The sequence below is a fragment of the Myroides sp. genome, from assembly GCF_032073645.1.
In the GTDB taxonomy this organism is placed as follows: domain Bacteria; phylum Bacteroidota; class Bacteroidia; order Flavobacteriales; family Flavobacteriaceae; genus Flavobacterium; species Flavobacterium odoratimimum.
The window spans coordinates 195,722-218,305 of sequence record NZ_DAMANB010000002.1 but is presented as its reverse complement, the minus strand read 5'-3'; the positions used below and the strand labels follow the sequence as shown (position 1 = coordinate 218,305).

19 protein-coding genes are annotated in these 22,584 nt (G+C 34.8%); 6 read left to right on the top strand and 13 right to left on the bottom strand.

The features are described from left to right. Positions 1–316: 316 nt before the first annotated feature. The 6 genes from RT228_RS02705 to RT228_RS02680 all read left to right on the top strand — a co-directional run bounded on the left by RT228_RS02705 (position 317) and on the right by RT228_RS02680 (position 6,698). Complete coding sequence (locus tag RT228_RS02705; protein ID WP_006259674.1) at positions 317–871, top strand: hypothetical protein; 555 nt, start codon at positions 317–319, stop codon at positions 869–871. Between the two features lie 197 nt (positions 872–1,068). Next, positions 1,069–1,584: a hypothetical protein gene (locus RT228_RS02700; RefSeq protein ID WP_259637857.1), complete on the top strand. Its 516-nt coding sequence runs from the start codon at positions 1,069–1,071 to the stop codon at positions 1,582–1,584. Between the two features lie 8 nt (positions 1,585–1,592). Then, entirely contained in the window at positions 1,593–2,126 is a 534-nt protein-coding gene (locus tag RT228_RS02695; protein ID WP_230493141.1) for a hypothetical protein, read from the top strand. A 20-nt stretch (positions 2,127–2,146) separates the two neighbouring features. Next, on the top strand, positions 2,147–2,938 hold the full coding sequence (locus tag RT228_RS02690; protein ID WP_259637858.1) for a hypothetical protein: 792 nt from the start codon (positions 2,147–2,149) through the stop codon (positions 2,936–2,938). Further along, the gene (locus tag RT228_RS02685) at positions 2,935–3,969 is read left to right on the top strand and encodes a hypothetical protein (protein ID WP_259637859.1); all 1,035 of its coding nucleotides are present in this window, start codon (positions 2,935–2,937) and stop codon (positions 3,967–3,969) included. Before RT228_RS02690 ends, RT228_RS02685 begins: the two co-directional genes overlap by 4 nt. Continuing rightward, entirely contained in the window at positions 3,969–6,698 is a 2,730-nt protein-coding gene (locus RT228_RS02680; RefSeq protein WP_313138390.1) for a hypothetical protein, read from the top strand. Before RT228_RS02685 ends, RT228_RS02680 begins: the two co-directional genes overlap by 1 nt. A gap of 66 nt (positions 6,699–6,764) precedes the next feature. Here RT228_RS02680 and ftsZ read toward each other — a convergent pair whose 3' ends face one another. The 13 genes from ftsZ to mraZ are packed head-to-tail and all read right to left on the bottom strand — an operon-like array spanning position 6,765 to position 22,466. Next, the gene (gene ftsZ, locus RT228_RS02675; protein ID WP_016650328.1) at positions 6,765–8,825 is read right to left on the bottom strand and encodes a cell division protein FtsZ; all 2,061 of its coding nucleotides are present in this window, start codon (positions 8,823–8,825) and stop codon (positions 6,765–6,767) included. A 13-nt stretch (positions 8,826–8,838) separates the two neighbouring features. Continuing rightward, positions 8,839–10,266, bottom strand: a complete 1,428-nt coding sequence (gene ftsA, locus RT228_RS02670) for a cell division protein FtsA (RefSeq protein ID WP_006259681.1) — start codon at positions 10,264–10,266, stop codon at positions 8,839–8,841. A gap of 9 nt (positions 10,267–10,275) precedes the next feature. Next, on the bottom strand, positions 10,276–11,013 hold the full coding sequence (locus RT228_RS02665) for a cell division protein FtsQ/DivIB (protein WP_006259682.1): 738 nt from the start codon (positions 11,011–11,013) through the stop codon (positions 10,276–10,278). A gap of 17 nt (positions 11,014–11,030) precedes the next feature. Beyond that, positions 11,031–12,374 (bottom strand): UDP-N-acetylmuramate--L-alanine ligase, encoded by a 1,344-nt coding sequence (gene murC, locus RT228_RS02660; RefSeq protein WP_313138388.1) that lies wholly within the window; start codon positions 12,372–12,374, stop codon positions 11,031–11,033. A gap of 2 nt (positions 12,375–12,376) precedes the next feature. Beyond that, on the bottom strand, positions 12,377–13,471 hold the full coding sequence (gene murG, locus RT228_RS02655; protein ID WP_313138387.1) for an undecaprenyldiphospho-muramoylpentapeptide beta-N-acetylglucosaminyltransferase: 1,095 nt from the start codon (positions 13,469–13,471) through the stop codon (positions 12,377–12,379). Between the two features lie 22 nt (positions 13,472–13,493). Continuing rightward, the gene (locus tag RT228_RS02650) at positions 13,494–14,732 is read right to left on the bottom strand and encodes an FtsW/RodA/SpoVE family cell cycle protein (RefSeq protein WP_006259685.1); all 1,239 of its coding nucleotides are present in this window, start codon (positions 14,730–14,732) and stop codon (positions 13,494–13,496) included. A 6-nt stretch (positions 14,733–14,738) separates the two neighbouring features. Further along, positions 14,739–16,070, bottom strand: coding sequence for a UDP-N-acetylmuramoyl-L-alanine--D-glutamate ligase (murD, locus tag RT228_RS02645; RefSeq protein ID WP_313138386.1), 1,332 nt, complete (start codon positions 16,068–16,070; stop codon positions 14,739–14,741). A gap of 1 nt (position 16,071) precedes the next feature. Continuing rightward, a complete protein-coding gene (mraY, locus tag RT228_RS02640; protein WP_006259687.1) occupies positions 16,072–17,283 on the bottom strand; it encodes a phospho-N-acetylmuramoyl-pentapeptide-transferase in 1,212 nt (403 codons plus the stop codon). A 19-nt stretch (positions 17,284–17,302) separates the two neighbouring features. Continuing rightward, positions 17,303–18,760, bottom strand: coding sequence for a UDP-N-acetylmuramoyl-L-alanyl-D-glutamate--2,6-diaminopimelate ligase (locus RT228_RS02635; protein ID WP_006259688.1), 1,458 nt, complete (start codon positions 18,758–18,760; stop codon positions 17,303–17,305). Further along, positions 18,757–20,760 (bottom strand): penicillin-binding protein, encoded by a 2,004-nt coding sequence (locus RT228_RS02630; protein ID WP_006259689.1) that lies wholly within the window; start codon positions 20,758–20,760, stop codon positions 18,757–18,759. Before RT228_RS02630 ends, RT228_RS02635 begins: the two co-directional genes overlap by 4 nt. Continuing rightward, a complete protein-coding gene (locus RT228_RS02625) occupies positions 20,751–21,110 on the bottom strand; it encodes an FtsL-like putative cell division protein (RefSeq protein ID WP_006259690.1) in 360 nt (119 codons plus the stop codon). The genes RT228_RS02630 and RT228_RS02625 overlap by 10 nt, the downstream gene beginning before the upstream one ends. After that, positions 21,107–22,018: a 16S rRNA (cytosine(1402)-N(4))-methyltransferase RsmH gene (gene rsmH / locus RT228_RS02620; RefSeq protein WP_006259691.1), complete on the bottom strand. Its 912-nt coding sequence runs from the start codon at positions 22,016–22,018 to the stop codon at positions 21,107–21,109. Before rsmH ends, RT228_RS02625 begins: the two co-directional genes overlap by 4 nt. Further along, positions 22,011–22,466: a division/cell wall cluster transcriptional repressor MraZ gene (mraZ, locus tag RT228_RS02615; protein ID WP_006259692.1), complete on the bottom strand. Its 456-nt coding sequence runs from the start codon at positions 22,464–22,466 to the stop codon at positions 22,011–22,013. Before mraZ ends, rsmH begins: the two co-directional genes overlap by 8 nt. Positions 22,467–22,584: the final 118 nt, after the last annotated feature.

Genomic DNA, 22,584 nt, shown 5'->3' with positions numbered 1-22,584 from the left:
TTCACAGTCAATTCTCTCTCCGACTAAATAATCCTAACAAAAAGAGGTTTTAATACCGTTTAAACTTAAAAACCTAAATAACAACAATCTACTACTATTTAAAGTGTCAATAACATATAAAAACACATCTTAGACTACATAAAACAAATTCACAAATCTTTAAAATCAAGGCTTTTATTAAGAATATTTTATCACATTATGTGATAAATGACAATTCTTTGAAGATAAATGACACTATTTGAGAATCAAAGCTGCTATACTTTTGCCAAACAAAATAACAAATCAAGTATTCCCACAATTAAAAAGAAATAAGCAAATGAAAACAACATTTAAATTAGTATTAGTAGCAGTTTTAGCTTTCGCAAGTACTTCAACTTTCGCACAAGACAAAAAAAGTACAGGAAGCACAAACTTAAACGTTAACTTATCAGACGTTTATGAATTGACTGTTAAGAATCCTAATGTAAATATCCAAATGAACACTGTAGAACAGTTTCAAAAAGGTAGTACTTCAGGTGAATTACAAAACCACTTAGAAGTAACAGCTACTCAAAAATATGAAGTAAAAGTTATCGCTAGCAGTGATTTAACGAATGATGGAGTTAGCATCCCTGTAAACACAGTAGAAGTAAGAGTAAAAGGTAACAATAACTTAGCAGAAGGTGCTGCACCAGCTAACTTTAATGCTACTCATAACATCACTCCATTAGCTACTACAGAGAGCAGCTCTTTAATCACTACATCTGCAGGAAGTGCTAAGATGGGATATGCTATCGAATACGCTATACCAGCAAGCCAAACTTCTGCATATACAGACAAAAAAGCAGGTACATACAGCACTACAGTTACTTATAACTTATATGCTCTATAATAAGATATAGCCTTATACAATATAAATCTACTGTAGTGATATCATTCACTTCAGTAGATTTTTTTTTGGACTAAAAAGCGAATTAATACCCTCTGCTTCTATTCCATTTATTTGTTACCCAAAACAGCTAAAAACATTGACGATTATTGACTTTGTATGCTTTTTTTACTAAATTTAGAATATCTAAAACAGATGATATGAGACAATTATTCTTTACCTTCTTTTTGATCTTAGTCAATGTGGTAATACATGCTCAGAATACTGCGCAAACTAACCTTATCGTGACTCTAAAACCAATACAGTCTATAAAGATTAATGATCAACAATCTAATATCAATCTGTCTTTCGAAACAGTAGAAGATTATACTAAAGGAAAGATCAGCGACCAAGCAGATCATATAGAAGTAATGAGCAGTGGTACTTATGAAGTAAGGGTGGCTGCTAGCTCTCCGCTGACTAGTAATAATGAACAAATAAGTTTAGAAAACATTAGTCTAAACCCTACATTAGGGACTATCGGTGACTTTAGAGAAAATATAACCATGATACCTGTATCACTATCTATGAAAGAACACAATATGATTAGTTCTAATCTAGGTGATGTGAAAAGAACTTTCAATGTGTCTTATAAAATGGATGCATCCGAAGAATTATTAAATAAACCAGTAGGTACTTATAGTACTGTAATTACTTACACTATCTTATCATTGTAATAGTACACGTGTTTAAAAAATCATTATTCATCACACTCCTCTTCTGTGTTACCAGCATCGCTATAGCTCAGATAGGATCTACAAGGGCTAGGATTGTACTAAACTTTAAGGAACAACAATCCTTGGTTATCTCTCATTCTACTGTAGATTTAAACTTAAATAGAGGAGAAGTATATACTCAAGGGGCAGAAACAGGTATTCTGAAAAATCATGTGATCATAAAGTGTTCTACTCCATACGAATTGTCAGTACGCACCATAAATCCATATTTTCAATATGAGTCAACATTGTCATCACTGCCTGTGTCTATCATTCATATCAAGCCAAGTGTAGCAACATCTACCCTATTAAGCTTCCCGTTGAGATTAAGTACAATCAACTTATCTGATAAGCCTCAGATAATCTTACAATCTGAGAACAGAAGTAACAGCCAACAAATAGATGTCAATTACGCGATTCCGAAACAAAACATTGTAAGTATATTAAATAAAAAAGCAGGAACATATAAAACAGAGATTATATACACGCTACTGCCTCACTAAAATTAAAGCACCACATTATAATGAAAAAACTAATACTACTATTCCTTTTACTAAGCGCTCTTCCAATATTCGCACAAGCAGGACTATCTATCTCTCCTGGTAAGATGTACTTTAGAAATGCTGCTGGAACTATAGCTACTCAAAAAGTTCGTATTGCCAATCCAAATGACAAAGCTGTCGAAGTAGGAGTCTCTATCGGAGATTGGAATTATGACGAGAAAGGTAGTAATAACGTAGTAGAAGCAAATACATTAGAAACTTCGGCTTCTCAATGGATTCAAGTATTGCCGAATTCTTATTTTGTAATTGAACCAAATGAAGTCAAAGAAGTAGAGATTATACTTAATGTTCCTCAAAACCTGCCTGCTAATATACCTGTACATACAGCGATGGTGTTCTTCACTCAGTTAAACCCAGGGAATGCAGTGGATGAAAATGGTGCTGCTATCAAAGTGACAGTGCGTATGGGACTAAAAGTATATCATGCAAATCAAAATAATACAGAGTCTGTAGAAATAGTAGATATCAAACCTGCCAAGACTGCTGAGGGAGAAAAAGCGATAGAAGTTAACTTTCAGAACGATGGAAAACTATGGAGTGACGGAAAGATGACAGCGAGTATCTTCAATCAACAAACAGGAGAGAAAACAACATTAAATACACTAGATTTTTACAGTCTACCTACTGACGTAAGAAAGCATATTATACCACTACCGAATCAACTAAAAACAGGCACTTATACCTTTATTATCCAACTAACTTATGGCAAGGATAATATCGTAAAAGTGGCAGAACTAGACTTCACGCTATGAACCTAAAGTTAAATATATACATCAGCCTATTTTTATTACTACTGAGCAATACGGTATTAGCACAGTATGACTTAAATATTTATGGAGGCGGACAGTCTGTATTAAATTCATATAATGATCTAAAAGTGGGAAAAACAGAAGATAAACAGATCTCTGTACAGTTTCGCAGATTCTACGGAACACCTTCTCCTACCAAATGGAAGTTAACGGTAAGACTACTCGATGATTACTATGCAGGCAACTATATGGTACCTGCTGAGATGTCAACATTAAGTACGAATAAACAAGGGGGTAATTTTAATCAACTTGCCTTCAGTGTCGTAGGAAGAGATTTACCTCTAAGCAAATATCAAGAAAATACGATCATAGAGAGTACAACACCTCTACCAGAAGGTAACTACTATACCTTAAACTTTGACATGACTATTCGAGGAGGTGTACATTTACTGACTATCCCTAACAATACTTATATGAGTACATACGAGTTCTCCTTATATGATACTTCATCAGGTAGAGATCAATTACTTCTGCGTAAAACATCTGGTACTGGTAATGCAAGATTCCAAATTAACTATGTAGGAAATCACGGAGATCAAATAGCGGAGTTGCGAAATGGTGCTAGTGAATTTGTCTTTAACTTTGATTCACCAGATGATATTGTAAAAGGGAAAACGATCACGATAAGCAATGCTCTTTACATCAAGAGTTATCAAGGTCATCAAGTACTCGTAAAGACAGCAGATAATATGATGTATAATAACACGATGTCGAATAGCTTACCTGTTTCTATACTAAAACTAAAGGCGACTTTAAATAACCTTGAAGGAGGTAGTCCTTCAGATGCTAGAGATGTAAAGATATTCGGTCCATTATCACTGTCTGCTAATGAACAGCCTCTTGCCTCCTTCTCTAGATGGAGTCAATCGATGTCTTATAACCTTGAACTGAGCATTCCTCCTAATCAGAAGGAATTACAACAAGCTAGTGGTAGATACGAAACTTATTTATACTTTGTAATTGTCCCTAATTAATGCTTAAACAGCTTTATACATTACTGTTTATCTGTTTGTTTTTTCTTTCTAACGCACAACAAACACCTATACACTTAAAGTTTACGGATATAGAAACTCCTGCGGATGAATATGGTAATATCTCATCAGCCATAGAAGTATCTAATGTCAGTAATACACAATGGTCTGGGAATATAAAGATAGAAGGTAATTCTACTAACTTACGTATATCTAGTAACGCTAATAAAATCATTCAGATACATCCTGGACAGAGAGTCTATGTCCCTATCATAGCGAATATAGACCAGTCTGCTAGTAGTGAGATAGATTTGTTCATAAGAGCTAGTCTAAGCAACAATTTAAATCAAATCATACAAGTAGCTGAACAAAAGATTTTAATACAAAGAAACAGACGTATCTTACTTCAAAATCAGAACAATCATTTACAGTTCCAAAAAATAGGAGATACGATACATTTAAAAGCTTTAATTCAAAATAGAGGTAATACATCAGAAAAGCTTCATTATATTATAACCTTTCCGAATCAGGTCAATAAACAACGTACTCATACTTCTCATATCACATTAGCTCCACAGCGAGATACTCTTATTAGTATCAATCAAATTATCTCGAAAGAAGCTGTTAAGCTAGAGGATTTTGATATCACTGCTACGCTACTATATGAAAATGGAGATTTCATATCACGTACTAACTATAGTGTCAGCTCTTTAAAATCTAAACGACGATATAAAATAGATAATTCGAATACAGATCCTTATTACCAGAGAAACACAATAGAACTTAACCGTGTTAGTGGTAATAATGTAATGAACTCATTTCAGTTGATAGGTTCTACAGAAGTTCACTTAAGCGAAAAGACTAAAGTAGGATTAACTGGAGATCTAATCTATTGGGACAAGGAGAACAAATATAATCTACGTCACTTCCTAGCAGATATCAAGACCGAAAAAGTACAAGTACTAGCTGGTAATATTTACCAAACAGGGGAATTCTCATTACAAGGACGAGGGATACAAACTAATATTAATATAAAAGACTCCATTTCTATACAAGGTGGATACTTAGATAAAACCTATTTAATCACAGATGCAAGTGATCGCTCTATTGGCTACAATACATGGATTGGGTTTACTTCACTTAAACATAAATGGAGACAATCACAACTGTACTATGACCTAAACCATCGTTATGATGAGAAAAAGACACTGTGGTATAATACATTTAGCCTATGGAATACGCCTACATTTAATTTAGAAGTGATGGAAGGTGTGTCTAATATAGATAGCAAGGAGAATAATCAATTAGGAGCCTTTATAGGGATAAATGCATATGCCCGATGGGACAAGTATCAATTCCAAACAAATAGCTTCTACAGTAGCCCTTATTATGCAGGTATTAGACAAGGTGCTTCTCAGGTGTCTAGTAGCATCAGAAGAAACTTTGATAAGCATAGTTTTGGCTTGACACAAAGTTTCGTCCACTATGCTCCTAAATACAGTTATACAGACTATAATAACTCAAAACAACAATCTAATACAATAGGACTGAACTATTCCTATAGAATGCAGACCAATATGCTTCTGCTTAGTCCACGTTATGTAAATGAACAACGATTCAATTACAAAACTCAATTAATGGATGACTTAGATGCATTGAGATTAAGTACTTCATTCAATCACAATAGTTTCACTAGTGGCTTAGGATATAATGTATCACTTGACTTAGGAAACTATCTCTCTAAGGTAAGTTTAACAGATAAATTACACTACCGCTTAAATGCAGGTGTCAACTATAAAAGTGTTGATTTTGGCGTAAGTTATCAGTACAATTATAGCAATCTAAGTGAAGTCATCAATTCGAGTTACTTAGGTTTTATAGATACAAGTACTTATACTAATCTGATGATTATGGGAAACTATAGACAACGTTTTTTCAATAATCATGTAGGAGTGGTACTTAACGCTTATTATACGAAGACATCAACGACAGATGACTTATGGCAATTAAATAGTCGCTTAGAATATAAGTTGACAAAGGACTTTGATATCTATGTTAGTAGTTATAACAACTATGGAGGCTTTTCTAAGAACAATAAAACAAATTACGTACAAATAGGTGTAATCAAACAATTAATGCCTTATAAGCCTTATGAGAAAGCGTATACTCTAAAGATAATCGTTTACTACCAAGATGAAGCGAATAATAACTATCCTGCATCTAATAGAATAGTCTATATCAACAATAAATCATTTATCACGAATAAAGAAGGAGCAATAGAATATAAAAAGTTACCTCTTGATAGCTATACCATACAAGTCAAAAATGATCAGGAATGGTTTTCTAATACAGATAAGATCGTATTAAAATCAGATACCACACATAGCATTCACTTAAGACAGACAACTACGTTGTCTGGTAGTATTAATTATGAATTCTCTGAGAACTCACATCTTATCAATAGAAATCTCTCTGGACAACGTATCGTAGCTCAAAGCCATACTGGAGAAAGCTACACTACCTATACGTCAGATAGTGGTAACTATATTCTATACATTCCTAAAGGCGACTATATACTAACGCTATACCCAGAGAATAGTGCTTATGTAGATGTTCTAAAAAATGCTATCAAAGTAAGTACCCATATTAATCAACCGCAGATAAATAATTTCACTATTAAAATCAAGGATAAAGAAGTACAAACTAAAAAGTTTAACTCTATCCAATTCTAGCGTCAAAATATGGCGAAAAATAAAAGGACTATCTTTCGATAGTCCTTTTAAATAATATACTTGTAATTAATCTACATTATCGTGTAAATATGAGTTGTTAGATCTTAACTGCCCATCGTTATTACTATCTAACCCGAAAGTAATACGTGACTTATTAGTTGTCTCGTCTGACTCGTGTAAGTCTACTCCACTTCTTTTATAAGCTGGCTCACGCTCTAACTCTGTTAACTGACTGTTCGTATTATTAAACTTGTAGTTAAACTCTTTCATCTTTTTTCTGCGTTCAGCAGCACGACTCTTAAGTGTAAACTCCTCGATACTCATTTCTATAGGGTTTACTTCATCTAGTTCCTCTTCTACTACTGCATTAGATGCTTCTACTACAGCTGGAGTTGGTTCCTCTGATTTAATAGAAAATCTAAATTCATCTTCTATTGCATCTTGATGTTTATTAATCGGTTTTGCTGATGCTAACTCACTTTCTTTATCTGTATAATCTTCTAAAGAGAACATGATAATTTCTTCTTTAGGAGCAGCCATATTTTGAACTGATTTAGCTTCATTACCATAAGCAATATTGCTTTTTGCTTCTACCACATCATCCTCTAAATGATACACGACAGGAGCATTTGCTTGTGGTTGTTGAGACACTTGTGTTTCTGGTCTTTTTGCTACATTTACAATAACAAACTCAGGATCAACAACATTTATATCTCTTATATCTTTTGTTTTTGCTAAATTTTGCTCTTCTGAAATACTAGTATTTTTTTTTACTTCCTCAGAAGGCGTTACGATTTCAAAAAAAACATCTAATCCATTAGCATCACTTGCTTTCTCAGTAGCTTCTGCTGTCACTTGATTTACTTGAACGTCTTCCTCATTCATTGCCTCTACAGAGATACCTTCATCAAGATCTTCATCTTCAAAATCACCTAACTGATGTACAGTAATTTTTTCTGTTTCTTCTACTGCATCTTCTGAAGAAGAAATAATAGTAGTAACCTTAGATAATGGCTCATCTGGAGAAGAGTAGCCGAAAGACTCTACAGATGAAGCTTGCATTAAATTATGCTCTAACTTCTGATCACCTTCTAATACGTGAATAATCTTATTAGGCTCACCTGTTGTAACAATACTTTTTTGTTGTTCGATATTGAAACCTGTAGCAATAATTGTTACAGAAATAGCATCTCCTAAAGACTCATCTTCACCAACCCCCATAATGATGTTAGCATTATGCCCAGCTTCTGTCTGGATGTGGTCGTTGATTTCACCTATCTCATCAATTGTAATCTCATTTGCACCAGACACAATTAATAACAATACATTCTTAGCACCGCTAATCTTATTATCATTTAATAGAGGAGAATCTAATGCATCTACAATAGCATCTTTAGCTCTAGTTTCACCAGAAGCTGTAGCAGATCCCATTATAGCAGTACCACTATCAGATAATACAGTCTTAGCATCCTTTAAGTCAATATTCTGAGTATAGTGATGCGTAATAACTTCTGCGATACCACGAGCTGCAGTAGATAAGACTTCGTCGGCTTTGGAGAAACCAGCTTTGAAACCTAAATTACCATATACCTCTCGTAACTTATTATTATTGATAACAACTAAAGAGTCAACTTGTTTACGTAGACGTTCAACCCCTTTTAAAGCTTGGTCTTGTCTTACCTTACCTTCGAATTGGAAAGGAATAGTAACAATACCTACTGTAAGGATATCACGTTCTTTAGATAACTGAGCAATAACTGGAGCAGCACCTGTACCAGTACCACCCCCCATACCAGCAGTGATAAATACCATCTTAGTGTTGGTATCTAACATCTTCTCTATCTCTTCTATACTTTCTAAAGCAGACTGTTGGCCCACTTCTGGATTAGCTCCTGCTCCTAACCCTTCCGTAAGGTTAACTCCTAACTGAATTTTAGTTGGAACTGGACTATTTTCTAATGCTTGAGAGTCAGTATTACACACTATAAAATCTACACCTTTAATTCCTTGTTGGAACATGTGATTAATAGCATTACTTCCACCGCCTCCTACACCTATTACTTTGATAACGTTTGATTGGTTTTTCGGTAAATCAAACTTTATTCCTCCAAAATCTGTATTCTCCATATACGTAGCCTTTTTATTCTTGCTTTTCAATAAAATCTTTTATTTTTCTAAAAAAAGTACCAAAGAAATTTGATTCAAATTTTTCTGCCGTTGGCGATCTAAATTCAGTCTCTTTCGGTTCTTCAGAAACTTTAGGTCTTTCTTGACTTACTGTTTCTATTGGATCTTGTGATACAACTGGTTGTTGCACCACAGGCTCTGCGCGATTAACAACAGGCGCCTCCACTTCTGGAACTCTATTCTCAACAGCAATATCTGCTAATGAAACAGCTCCTTTTATATGATGTCTTTCACTTTCCATTACTAACCCTACCGCAGTAGCGTATAATGGACTAGATATCTCTAAATTAGAATCTCCTGCTAAGTGCTCATTAGGATATCCTATACGAGTATCTATACCAGTGATATATTCTACTAATTGCTTAATATGTTTTAATTCAGAACCACCTCCAGTTAAAACAATACCAGCAATCAGTTTCTTCTGTGGGCTTTCATATCCATAACTCTTAATTTCAGAGAATACCAATTGTATGATCTCTTCTACTCGAGCATGAATAATCTTAGACAAGTTCTTTAAAGATATTTCCTTTGGTTCTTTTCCTCTTAATCCTGGAATAGAAACAATCTCATTATCTTTATTTTCTCCTGGCCAAGCAGACCCAAACTTTACTTTTAGTATCTCAGCTTGACGTTCTATAATAGAACATCCTTCTTTAATATCTTCTGTAATAACATTTCCTCCGAAAGGCACTACAGCTGTATGACGAATAATACCGTCTTTAAAGATAGCTAAGTCCGTTGTACCACCACCGATATCGATAAGTGCTACCCCAGCTTCTTTTTCTTCTTGACTTAGAACTGCTTCAGCTGATGCTAAAGGCTCTAAAGTAATACCTGAAAGCTCTAATCCTGCATCTTTAATACATCTCCCTGCATTCTTTATTAATGCGGCTTGACCTACTACTACATGGAATACAGCTTCCAAACGACTTCCATACATTCCGATAGGTTCCTTAATACCAGGCTCTCCATCTATTTTGAACTCTTGTGGAAGTACGTGTATAATTTCTTCTCCTGGAAGCATACTCAACTTCTGAACTTGAGTAATTAATTGCTCAATGTCCTTGTCTCCTATTACTTCATCAGGATTATCTCTACTTATATAATCACTATGTTGAATACTACGTATATGTTGTCCAGCAATACCTACTACTACATTCTTGATCTTATACCCTGCTGCTGACTCAGCATCAGTAACAGCATTCTGAATAGACTGAATAGTCTGCGTGATATTGTTAACAACACCTCGTTTAACACCTAGACTTTTAGCTTTACCTAATCCTAAAATTTCTAGTTTACCGTATTCGTTTTTCTTTCCAATCATTGCGACAATCTTAGTTGTCCCAATGTCTAAACCTACAGCTATATTTTCTTTTTCCATACTCTTTTTCTATTTCGTGCATACCACTTGTTGGGTAAACTTGAGGTTTATATACTTGTATTTCTCTTGTTCAACATTCTCTCTTATCAAATACTGTACAAAGGCTTTATAGTTTTGTAACTTTATTTCCATTTCATCAAACCCTCCAAACAAAATGTCAAAACGGTTTGTACGACTAATCAACATTAAAGTTCCTTTTGGTTCTATAACAATCCCTGTAATGTCTTCTCTTAAGAATTCGTCCTTGTTGATTAATTCAAGTATTTCCTTAATATCTCTTTCATTACTCTTGTTCACCTTTCCCTGCACCATAGGAACTCTATCAGAAAAATTACTTGATAATGGCATCATTTTCCCTAACTCATCAAGATAATAATTATTATCCCCATCTATCACTCTTCCGATTGCTTTTTTTTGCCAAATATCAACGATTATTTTATTATCTATCGTCAAATAAACATCCGCATTTCTGATTAATTCATTTTTTAGCACGTTTTTCTCTAGATTATTCAAATCTAAAACACTTCTATTAATCTCGGAAATTTTTGGAAATTTATTTTTAAGCAAATTGCGAATTTCACTACTTGTTACAAAGTGTTCTTCACTTTCCTTAAAAACCACATCGATATCCTTAACTTCACGATCATTACTACGTTTATTAGTAAAAGAATACAAAAACAGTAACAGTCCACACAATAGCAATATGCGAACATCTGACCACTTTATTTTCTTAAACAACTTTTCCACGTACTAAAACTTCTATATTATTCTAATCCTTTCTTTATATCTTCTACCATTTCTCCTAAATCACCAGCTCCTATAGTCAAAACTAATTCAGCCTTAGAAGCCTTTAAATAAGGTAATAACTCCTCTTTTTGCAAGACCACTTTATCCACTGATGTCATTTGATCTAACAATGCTGCTGACGTCACTCCTTCTATAGGCAACTCTCTTGCTGGATAAATATCTAATAACACTACATGATCGAAGGTAGATAATGCTATAGCAAACTCACTCATAAAGTCTCTTGTACGACTATACAAATGAGGTTGGAACACAGCTACTATCTTCTTATCACTATATAACTCATGTACCGCCTGACTTACTGCTTGTATTTCTGTCGGGTGATGAGCGTAATCATCTATATAAATAAGATCATCTCTTCTGATCTTATAAGAAAACCTTCTTCTAACACCTTTAAAGCTTCCTAAACCATCTACTAATACATTTGCATCTATTCCGTAATTATAAGCCATAGCGAAGGCTACTAATGCATTAGATAGGTTATGTCTACCTGGTAATCCAAAGCGAACACCTTCAATGCTCTCATTAGGAGTTATAATATCAAAAACATACCATCCATTATCAATAGATATGTTCTCTATTCTATAAATACAGTCCTCTCCAAAACCAACTTTAATACCATTTAAGTCTACTTGTTCAGTTTTAAAGAATTTAGTCTTATCCTCAACCTTATTTGCAAAGTCTTGGAATGCTACTAACATTTCTTCTGCAGTACCAAATATATCTAAGTGATCCGCCTCAGTAGAAGTAATACAAGCTGTATCAGGATACAATCTTAAAAAAGAACGATCAAACTCATCTGCCTCTACTACTGTTACTGTTTTACCACTTCCGATTAAGTTAGTCTGATAATTCTCTACTACTCCACCAACAAATGCTGTTACATCAACACCTGCTTGAAATAATAAATGTCCTAAAATACTTGTTGTTGTAGTCTTACCATGTGTTCCTGCTACTGCAAAACAATAGGTATCCTTAGTTATCAACCCTAATACTTCAGAACGCTTACGAATATCAAATCCATTATCGATAAAATAGTTCCACTCTGTATGTGTACTAGGTATCGCAGGAGTGACTACAACTAAAGTTGTTTCCTTATCCTTATACACATCCTTTACTAACTCTAAATTATCTTCAAAGTGGATATCAATTCCAGCTTTTTTTAATTCATCAGTTAATTGTGTTGCAGTGCGATCATATCCTGCAACATTCTTTCCTATAAATTTAAAATAACGAGCTAAGGCACTCATACCTATGCCTCCGATTCCTATAAAAAATACGCTCTTTATCTTACTTAATTCCATACTTAAATATTCATTATAGCTTCTACTTGATCTACTATATCTTTTGTTGCATTAGGTAACGCTAACCTTCTAAAGTTAGTACCTAACTTATTTTGCAACTCTTTATCTTCTACTAACGCAGTAAATGTTGGCAAGAACTGCTCTGCTAGCTCTGCTTCTTTTAGCAATATTGCTCCTTCTTCGCTTACAATACTCATCGCATTTTTAGTCTGATGATCTTCAGCTACATTAGGAGAAGGAATAAATATAACAGGCTTACCTACCAATGCTAATTCAGAAATAGAAGAAGCTCCTGCTCTAGAAATCACATAGTCTGCTGCTGCATAGGCTAAGTTCATCTTCTCCACAAAAGCAGTTACTAATACCCCTTCTGCCTGATATTTCTTATACTCCTCATAGTACAACTTACCACATTGCCATATAACTTGTATATTCTTTCTCTTTATTTCTTCTAAATTCTCTTCAATCAATTGATTTATTCTCCTAGCTCCAAGACTTCCTCCTAAAACTAAAAGAATGTCTTTAGAACTATCTAATCCAAAAGAACGAATACCTTCCTCCTTCATAGAACTAACATCTAATAAATCATTTCTAACAGGGTTACCTGTCTTTATAATCTTTGACGCAGGAAAGAATCTTTCTAGATGATCATACGCCACACATACCTTATTTGCCTTCTTTCCTAATAACTTATTCGTTATACCTGGAAAGGAATTCTGCTCTTGGATTAATGTCGGTATATTCTTACCAGCAGCAACTTTCACTACAGCTCCACTAGCAAAACCTCCAGTACCAATTACTACATCTGGTTTAAACTTTTTAATTATTTTACCAGACTTCCATAAACTACTAATCAGTTTAAACGGAAACGCAAGATTATCTACAGTCAACTTTCGTTGAATACCTGATATCCATAATCCTTCTATCTTATAACCTGCCTGCGGCACCTTCTGCATCTCCATTTTATTCTCAGCTCCTACGAACAAGATTTCAGCATCTGCATACCTTGCCTTAATCTCATTGGCAATAGCTATCGCAGGATAGATATGTCCTCCTGTTCCTCCTCCACTTAATATGACTCTCGGTGCACGTTTCATTTATTATATTATTTCCTATATTCTATTTTACTAATTCTTGATTTTGCCTAAGCTCTTCTTGTTTACCTAGCTCTTCTTGCATACGCTCTTCCTCTATCATTCTTTCCATCTCTTGTTTCTGTATCTCCTGTTCTTTTTTGGTAACACTTAGAATCACTCCTAACGAAATACAAGTCATCCAGATCGATGTTCCTCCACTACTAATCAGAGGTAACGTTTGTCCTGTCGTAGGCAGTAACGACACAGCTACTCCCATATTGATCAAGGCTTGGAATATAAAATAAAACCCTAACCCAGTAACCAACAACTTCCCAAATAAAGTCGGAGCCTTATGTGCTGCAATCAAAAACCTAAAGAACAAATACAGATAAAGAAACAGTATCGATAGTCCACCCACCATACCATATTCTTCAACAATAATAGCATAAATAAAATCCGATGAAGACTGTGGTAAAAAGTTCTTCTGAACACTTTTCCCAGGCCCTTTTCCCACTAATCCACCAGATGCGATAGCTATCTTAGCGTTGTCAACTTGATAAAGATCCTTTCCTCCTTCATCTGCATTAGCGAATCTATCTATACGACTTATCCATGTATCTACACGGTTAGGCATCGTTCCTTCAGGTAAAGCTTTTGCTGCCAATACAAACAAGGTCACAAACAACATTCCTGCTCCAAAAATAGCTGCTAGATATTTAAAAGGATACTTCCCCACAAATACCAATATACCAACCATCAAGAAGATCAAAGCTGCTGTAGAAAAGTTAGCTGGAAAGATTAATCCAACTACAACCATAACAGGCAACCATAACTCTAATACTGAAGGCCAAAACTCAACTTTCTTATCTTGAATACTGACCAGATACTGCGCTACATACCCTAGTACAACTACAGCTGCTATCGCAGATGGTTGTATCTGAATAACGCCTAAGTCTAACCACCTACTCGCATTTGCTCCTCCTATGGTCTTACCTTGAATCAAAGTAAAGAACAGTAACACAATGGCTACTGGCATCATAAGAATGGACAATTGCCTAAAATATCTATACTCTAGTTTATGTGCTAAATACAATAACACAAAACCAATAGATAAGTGAGCAAAATGCTTAAACAAATAAGAGAATGTAGACTTCCCTGTACCTATCGTATAAACTAAGTTAGTACTCGCACTATATACAGGTACAAACGAAAATAAGGCCAGTAAAAATATTACTGTCCATATATGTTTATCCCCATATAAATTAGCAACTAACTTTTTCATTTTATCTTATAGATTATTTACTTCAGCTTTAAACTGATGTCCTCTATCTTCGTAATTTTTAAATAAATCAAAACTTGCACAGGCTGGTGACAGTAATACTGTATCACCACTCTCAGCTAAGCGTTGTGCCATCTTCACAGCATCCTCCATACTCTGAACCTCGATCAATGTGTCCACTACCTGTTCATAAGCTCCTTTTATCTTACTATTATCAACACCTAGACAAATAATACTCTTTACTTTCTCGCGAACTAAAGGCATTAACTCATCATAATCATTTCCTTTATCTACTCCTCCAACAATCCATACTGTTGGTGTCTTCATACTTTCTAATGCAAAAAAGGTAGCGTTGATATTAGTTGCTTTAGAGTCATTTATATACTGAACATTCTCTACTTTCATTACCTTTTCTAAACGATGTTCAGCTCCTTGAAAATCGGATAAGCTCTCTCTAATACTTTGCTTTCTTATTCTTTTTAATTGTGCCACAGCCGTAGCTGCCATAGCATTCTTAACATTGTGCTTTCCTTCAACACCCAATTCGCTAATTGGTAATACCACTGTTTCCTTGTCCATAGCCACTACAATATTTTGCCCTTCTAAATAAGCTCCATATTCTAACTTTTTAGTAATAGAAAATGGTACTCTTTTAGCGGCAGTTTTATTATTAGTTAACCAACGTTGAATCTCCACATCATCATCATCATAGATTAAATAATCCTCTTTGGTTTGATTCAATGTAATTCTAAACTTAGCATTGATATAATTTTCATATTTATAATCATATCGATCTAAGTGATCTGGGCTAATATTAGTAATAACAGCGATATGAGGTCTAAACTTGCGTATGCCATCTAATTGAAAACTGCTCAATTCTAACACATAACACTTTTCAGGATTCACAGCTACCTGCTTAGCGTAGCTATCACCTATATTTCCTCCTATACCAACGTTCAATCCTCCCTTACTCAATAGATGGTAAGTAAGCATCGTCGTTGTTGTTTTTCCATTACTACCTGTTATAGCGACAGATGGCTCTGTATTAAAAGTATAAGCAAACTCTATCTCCGAAATAACATCAATATCCGCTGCTAATGCTTTTTGAATAATAGCTACTTTATCTGGTATCCCAGGACTTTTAACTATTATATCACCACTCAATATTTCTGTTTCTGTATGTCTTCCTTCTTCCCAGCGTACATTGAACTCATTAAGAACAGCCTTGTACTTATCTTCAATCTGTCCAAAATCTGAAACGAATACATCATACCCTTTGGTCATAGCTAGTACAGCTGTACCTACTCCACTTTCTCCTGCTCCTAATACAACTACCTTCATACTATCTAATTTTTAAAGAAACAATACAGAATATTCCTAACAATATTCCGATAATCCAAAAACGAGTTACAATCTTACTCTCGTGATATCCTTTCTTTTGGAAATGGTGATGAAGTGGTGACATTAAAAATATCCTTCTTCCTTCTCCATATTTCTTTTTTGTATATTTAAAGTAACCTACCTGTAATACTACTGATAAGTTCTCTGCTAAAAATATTCCACATAATACTGGAATGATTAATTCTTTTCGTACAGCTATAGCTAATACTGCTATAATACCTCCGATAGTTAAACTACCCGTATCCCCCATAAATACCTGAGCAGGATAAGTATTATACCATAAGAACCCTATCAATGCACCCATAAAGGAGGCTATATAAATAGTCATCTCACCTGAATGGGGTATGTACATTACATTCAAATAGGCTGATAACACAACGTTCCCCGAAATAAACGCAAAAATTCCCAACACAAATGTTGAGATTGCTGATGTACCGGCAGCCAATCCATCGATACCATCTGTTAGGTTAGCTCCATTAGAGACAGCTGTCACAATAAATATCACAATAGGAATAAAGATCAACCAAGTATATTTCTCTGCACCTTCTCCTAACCAACTGATTAAAATCGAATAATCAAATTCATTATCTTTTAGAAAAGGAATAGTCGTTGCTGTTGATTTCACATCATATCTACTAGCTACATCTTCTACTAACGCTCTATTCGCAGGCATTTCTCTGACTGTCACAGTAGGGCTAAAATAAAGCACTGCTCCTACGATTAATCCTAGTCCTACCTGTCCTATTACTTTAAATCGTCCTTTTAGTCCTTCTTTATCTTTTTTCTTCATCTTTAAATAATCATCTAAGAATCCGATAGTTCCCATCCATACTGTCGTTAATAAAAGCAATAAAACGTATGTATTGTCAAGTTTTGCAAACAATAGAACTGGTATAAGGGTTGCTACAATAATGATTAGCCCTCCCATAGTTGGTGTACCTGCTTTTTCCTTCTGCCCTTCTAATCCAAGCTCACGCACAGTCTCACCAATCTGCATTTTTCGTAGATATTTGATAATTCTCTTACCGTAGATGATCGAAATCAGCAATGAGAATATCATAGCCATACCTGATCGGAAAGTGATGTATTGAAACATCCCCGCCCCAGGAATTTTGAAATAATCATCTAAGTACTCAAATAAATAATATAACATACCTTAAATCTCCCTTATTCTATTGTTCTAAAAATTCAGTTACAATCTCTAAATCATTAAAATGATTTCTTACCCCTTTAATCTCCTGATAAGTCTCATGTCCCTTACCAGCGATTAAAATAATATCCCCAGCTTCTGCCTGCTGACAAGCTAATTTGATAGCTTGCTTACGATCTACCACTATTATCGTCTTCATCGTATTCTGAGGCTCCACTCCTTTTTCCATTTCTTCTAAGATTACAACAGGGTCTTCGAATCGTGGGTTATCTGAAGTGAATATTACTTTATTACTCAGTTCTGAGGCTATCTGTGCCATCTCTGGTCTTTTTGTTTTATCTCTATTACCTCCACATCCTACTACTGTGATCAGCTTCTCATTATAAGTACGAATAGAGTTAATTGTTTCTACTACATTTTTTAATGCGTCAGGTGTGTGAGCGTAATCTACTATAGCAGTAACCTTCTTAGAAGATACTACGTATTGGAACCTTCCTGCTACACTAGTTAACTTACTTACTTCTAACAAAGCCTCATCTTCATTCACTCCTAATTGAATAGCTGCTGCATAAACAGCCAATAGATTAGAAGCATTGAAGAGTCCTATTAGTTGAACCCAAATCTCTCGCTGATTAATCTTCATCAGCATTCCTGAGAACTGACTTTCTAATACTTCTGCTTTATAATCAGCTACATTCTTAAGACCATAAGTCTTGATAGTTGCATCTGTATTTTGGGTCATAATCAACCCATTTTTATCATCTACATTCGTTATTGCAAAAGAACCTTTAGGCAACTGATCAAAAAAGGCTTTCTTCGCATTTCTATATTCAGCAAATGTTTTGTGATAATCTAGATGATCGTGTGTTAGGTTAGTAAATATTCCTCCATCAAACTCTAGACTATGTGTACGCATCTGAACAATACCATGCGAGCTAACTTCCATAAAACAGTATTCACATCCAGCCTCTACCATCTCATTTAAATAATGATTGATCGTAAGAGAATCTGGCGTAGTATGAGTAGCATTATAATCTATATCTCCTACTTTTATAACTACAGTAGACAATAGACCTGCCTCGTATCCTAAATTCTTAAACAATGTATAGAGTAGAGTAGCAATAGTCGTTTTACCATTGGTACCTGTTACTCCTACTAATTTTAATTTAGAAGAAGGATTGTCATAAAAATTACTAGCAACGATGGCTAATGCCTTATTACTATCTTCTACTAAAATATAAGTTACTCCTTGCGCAATATCAACTGGTAGTTTCTCACAAATAACAGCACTAGCACCATCTTTGATTGCTTGTGTGATATAATCATGACCATCTACTACAGTACCAGGTATAGCTACAAATAGAGTCTCTTTTGAAACTTCACGTGAATCAAATGCAATCTTTGCTATAGAAAGTTCTAAATCACCTCCTGTAACAGATATCATTTTTGCTTTGTATAATAATTCGTTTAACTTTTTCACGATAGTTCTAATACTACTTTTTGATTTCTACTTATTTTTTGTCCAGCTATTACAGACTGTTTCTTTATTTTTCCTATTCCTTTTATTTCTACTTTTAAGCCTAGATTTTCTAAAAGAGGTACTGCATCCATTGCATACATTCCTCTCACATCAGGCATAACTTCAAGATTATCCATTACTATTTCATGATAATCTTGGTAACTCGTTCTCACATTAGATGGTACTTCATCTATATTGCTCAAACTTGTTGTTGTAGGCACATCCGTATATATCTTCTGTGCTATACGTTTAAATACTGGTCCAGACACATCCGCACCATAATAACTCTTCGTTCTATCTGGTTTATGTATAATTACTATACATGAATATTTCGGATTCTCTGTCGGGAAATAACCAGCAAAAGAAGAAGAATAATACATATCCTTTCCTTTTCCTTTTCCATAATTTACCTGAGCAGTTCCCGTTTTACCCGCCATTGAGAAATTAGGAGAACCTACTTTTCTACCTGTACCTTTTACAACTACATTAGTCAGTACTCCTTGTACCTGTTTAATAACCTCTGGAGAAGCAATCTGAGGGTTTAAAACCTCTGGTTCAAACTTCACCACTGTTTTATTAAACTCTTTTACTTCTGAGACAAACATTGGTTTCACCATTACTCCATTATTTGCTACTGCATTATACAATGTCAATGTATGTAAAGGTGTTATTGAAATACCATACCCAAAAGCCATCCAAGGCAGCGCTAATCCACTCCACCCTTTTTTACCAGGTTTCGGTATATAAGGTACACTAGCTCCTTTAATAGGTATATCTAATGCCTTATCCATACCTAGAGTAGATAGATAATTAGTAAACTCACTAGGCTTATCTTTAAATCCTTCATTCACTGCTTGTGTTATTACAGTGTTTGAAGACACCTCTATTCCTCTAGCTAACGATATCTTACCATATCCTCCCCATTTAGAATCACGAACTCTAGCATTATAGAATTTCACAACACCATCATTCGTATCGTATATCCTAGCAGTATCACTTTTACCTTTTTCTAAAAGAGCTAATAATGATGCTAGCTTAAACGTAGAACCAGGCTCGTGTTTCTCTCCTACAGCATAATTAATCGTTTCATAATAATTACCACTTTCAGATCGTCCTAAATTAGAAATAGCCTTAATAGCACCAGTTCCAACTTCCATTACCACCACACACCCATGATCTGCACTATAATACTCTAATTGTTTTAGTAGTGCATGGTGAGCGATATCTTGTATATAGACATCAATGGTAGATACGATATCTTGCCCATCGATAGGCTCTATCTCATTTTCATCATTAATAGGCTTCCATTGATCCTTTCCAAGACTTTGCATCTTTCTACGACCATCTACTCCACTTAAATAAGATGTAAATGCTCCTTCTATTCCCACTCGAGTGAAAGAATTATCCTCATTCTTTCTTTCATACCCGATTGTTCGTTGTGCAATCTTACCAATAGGATGTTGCCTAATTGTTTTTTGCAGAGATATAAGCCCTCCTTTATAAGGGCCTCTTTTTAAAAGAGGAAAGCTTTTAACTCTTACATATTGTGTATAACTAAGATCTTTAGCTATGAATACATATCTGTTTCCATTCTTTCTGGCCTTTCTAAGCAAATTCTCATAATAGCTAGAAGGTTTCTTAAACATCACTCCTAAAGAATCAGATAATGGCTTCACATTCTCATAAAAATCCTTCTCACTAGGTGCCAAACCATCAAAACGAATTTCAAAGACCGGTACAGAAGTCGCTAATAGACTTCCATCTGACGAATACACATTCCCTCTATTCGCAGGAATCTCTTCTATCTTTACTCTAGTTTTATCTTGAGCCTTAGCTCTTAGCTCTTTTCCTTCTATCCCTTGGATCTGTACTAATCGATAGACAATCCCCCCTGCAAAGAGCAAAACCAAAGCAGAGATAAGGTATATATTCACATAAATATTCTTATTATTTAGCGCCATAACTTATCCCAAAAACTTTCTTTTTCTACTTCTCTAGTTACTTTAATCTTCGTCGCTGGTGTCTCTGAAGGGAATATCCCATCTTCTTCTAAGTTCTTAGTGATGGTAGATTCCATCTTCAGTTCCATTAACTCTGATCGTGTATCAACAAACTCTGCACGCAACATCTTCACTTCATGAGTTAGTTTTGCTATTTTAAATACTTTCGCCTCATACGACTGAGTATTACCAATTAACAATAAACTTAAAATGATTACATAAATAATAAATGCCCAAGTCTTAGCTGAATTCTCATTAACAAGAATCTTCGCTTTGATAATATCTCCTGGGCTACTTATTTTATTTTTCATTTTTTCTCGGCAATTCTCAATTTCGCAGAGCGAGCTCTATTATTTACTGCAATTTCTTCATCAGTAGGCAAGATTAACTTCCCTAGCTGTTTCATCGGAACTTCAAATCTTCCAAAGAAGTCTTTTTCAGGTTCTCCTTCGAACATTCCGTTTTTCATAAATCGTTTCACTAAACGATCTTCTAATGAATGGTAAGAGATAATGCTCAATCTCCCTTTCGGCTTCAAGACCTCTTGACTTTGCGTCAACATTTCTTTCAATACATCCATTTCCTGATTCACTTCTATTCGAATCGCTTGATATATCTGAGCCAAAATTCTAGCACTCTTATGTGCAGGTAAGAATCTAGCCAACACCTCTTTTAATTCATCTGTATTCTTGATTGGGGCATCTGTTCTAGCTTTGACAATTGTATTTGCAATTGCTCCGGCATTTTTTAATTCCCCATACATATAAAACATATTTCTAAGGTCTGCTTCTTCATACTCATTCACCACGTTAAAAGCAGAGATATCTCCAGACTGATTCATTCTCATATCTAGCTCACCATCGAATCTAGTCGAGAATCCTCTCTCTGGCACGTCGAACTGATGTGATGACACTCCTAAATCTCCTAACACTCCATCTACCTCCTTCACTCCATGAAAACGCAAATAACGTTTCAGGTATCTAAAGTTTTGATTAATCAAAGTAAACCTTGGGTCATCTATCGCATTAGCTAATGCATCCTCATCTTGATCAAATGCAAACAACTTTCCTTCACTTCCTAGACGGTTAAGTATCTCTCTAGAGTGCCCTCCTCCTCCGAATGTCACATCTACATAGACACCATTCGGATCAGTAATTAATCCATCAATACTCTCTGTCAACAAAACAGGTCTGTGATAACCGTATTCTTCTTTACTCATCAAAACTTATATTACTCATTACATCCTGAGCCAACTCTCCGAAATCAAAATCATCTACCTCTAGCGTTGCCTCATACAATTTCTTATCCCAAATTTCCATTATATTCACTTTAGACGAAAAAACAAGATCCTTGCTTATTTGTGCAAAGTCGATTAAGTCTTTCGCTATCAAAAGACGTCCTGCATCATCTATTTCAACATTCTTTACACCGGCCATAAAACGACGAATAAAAGCATCATTCTTTTTATCAAAAGGATTCAACTTTCCTATTTTGCTCATCATTTTATCCCATTCCGCCATCGGCCATAACTCTAAACAGCTCTCAAAAACAGAACGTTTTAATACAAAACCATCACCAATACCAGGCAACTGCTTCTTTAGAGAAGCAGGTACTAGCACCCTTCCTTTGGCGTCTATTTTGCATTCATATGTTCCGATTATTGCCATCTATGTACACCTATAAATATAATCTTAGCAAATGTAGTCAATTTTTTACCACAATTTACCACTTTTTCCCACTTTGTTGATAAGTTTTGAGTGTTAAACTAAATAATTCAAGTAAATA

Excerpts from the sequence above, each read along its gene's own strand:
- ftsA (WP_006259681.1), bottom strand. The coding sequence starts at position 10,266 with ATGGAAAAAGAAAATATAGCTGTAGGTTTAGACATTGGGACAACTAAG.
- rsmH (WP_006259691.1), bottom strand. The coding sequence starts at position 22,018 with ATGAGTAAAGAAGAATACGGTTATCACAGACCTGTTTTGTTGACAGAG.
- RT228_RS02685 (WP_259637859.1), top strand. The coding sequence starts at position 2,935 with ATGAACCTAAAGTTAAATATATACATCAGCCTATTTTTATTACTACTG.
- murG (WP_313138387.1), bottom strand. The coding sequence starts at position 13,471 with ATGAAACGTGCACCGAGAGTCATATTAAGTGGAGGAGGAACAGGAGGA.
- RT228_RS02625 (WP_006259690.1), bottom strand. The coding sequence starts at position 21,110 with ATGAAAAATAAAATAAGTAGCCCAGGAGATATTATCAAAGCGAAGATT.
- ftsZ (WP_016650328.1), bottom strand. The coding sequence starts at position 8,825 with ATGGAGAATACAGATTTTGGAGGAATAAAGTTTGATTTACCGAAAAAC.
- RT228_RS02705 (WP_006259674.1), top strand. The coding sequence starts at position 317 with ATGAAAACAACATTTAAATTAGTATTAGTAGCAGTTTTAGCTTTCGCA.
- RT228_RS02680 (WP_313138390.1), top strand. The coding sequence starts at position 3,969 with ATGCTTAAACAGCTTTATACATTACTGTTTATCTGTTTGTTTTTTCTT.
- murC (WP_313138388.1), bottom strand. The coding sequence starts at position 12,374 with ATGGAATTAAGTAAGATAAAGAGCGTATTTTTTATAGGAATCGGAGGC.
- RT228_RS02700 (WP_259637857.1), top strand. The coding sequence starts at position 1,069 with ATGAGACAATTATTCTTTACCTTCTTTTTGATCTTAGTCAATGTGGTA.
- RT228_RS02630 (WP_006259689.1), bottom strand. The coding sequence starts at position 20,760 with ATGGCGCTAAATAATAAGAATATTTATGTGAATATATACCTTATCTCT.
- murD (WP_313138386.1), bottom strand. The coding sequence starts at position 16,070 with ATGAAGGTAGTTGTATTAGGAGCAGGAGAAAGTGGAGTAGGTACAGCT.
- mraY (WP_006259687.1), bottom strand. The coding sequence starts at position 17,283 with ATGTTATATTATTTATTTGAGTACTTAGATGATTATTTCAAAATTCCT.
- RT228_RS02690 (WP_259637858.1), top strand. The coding sequence starts at position 2,147 with ATGAAAAAACTAATACTACTATTCCTTTTACTAAGCGCTCTTCCAATA.
- RT228_RS02650 (WP_006259685.1), bottom strand. The coding sequence starts at position 14,732 with ATGAAAAAGTTAGTTGCTAATTTATATGGGGATAAACATATATGGACA.
- mraZ (WP_006259692.1), bottom strand. The coding sequence starts at position 22,466 with ATGGCAATAATCGGAACATATGAATGCAAAATAGACGCCAAAGGAAGG.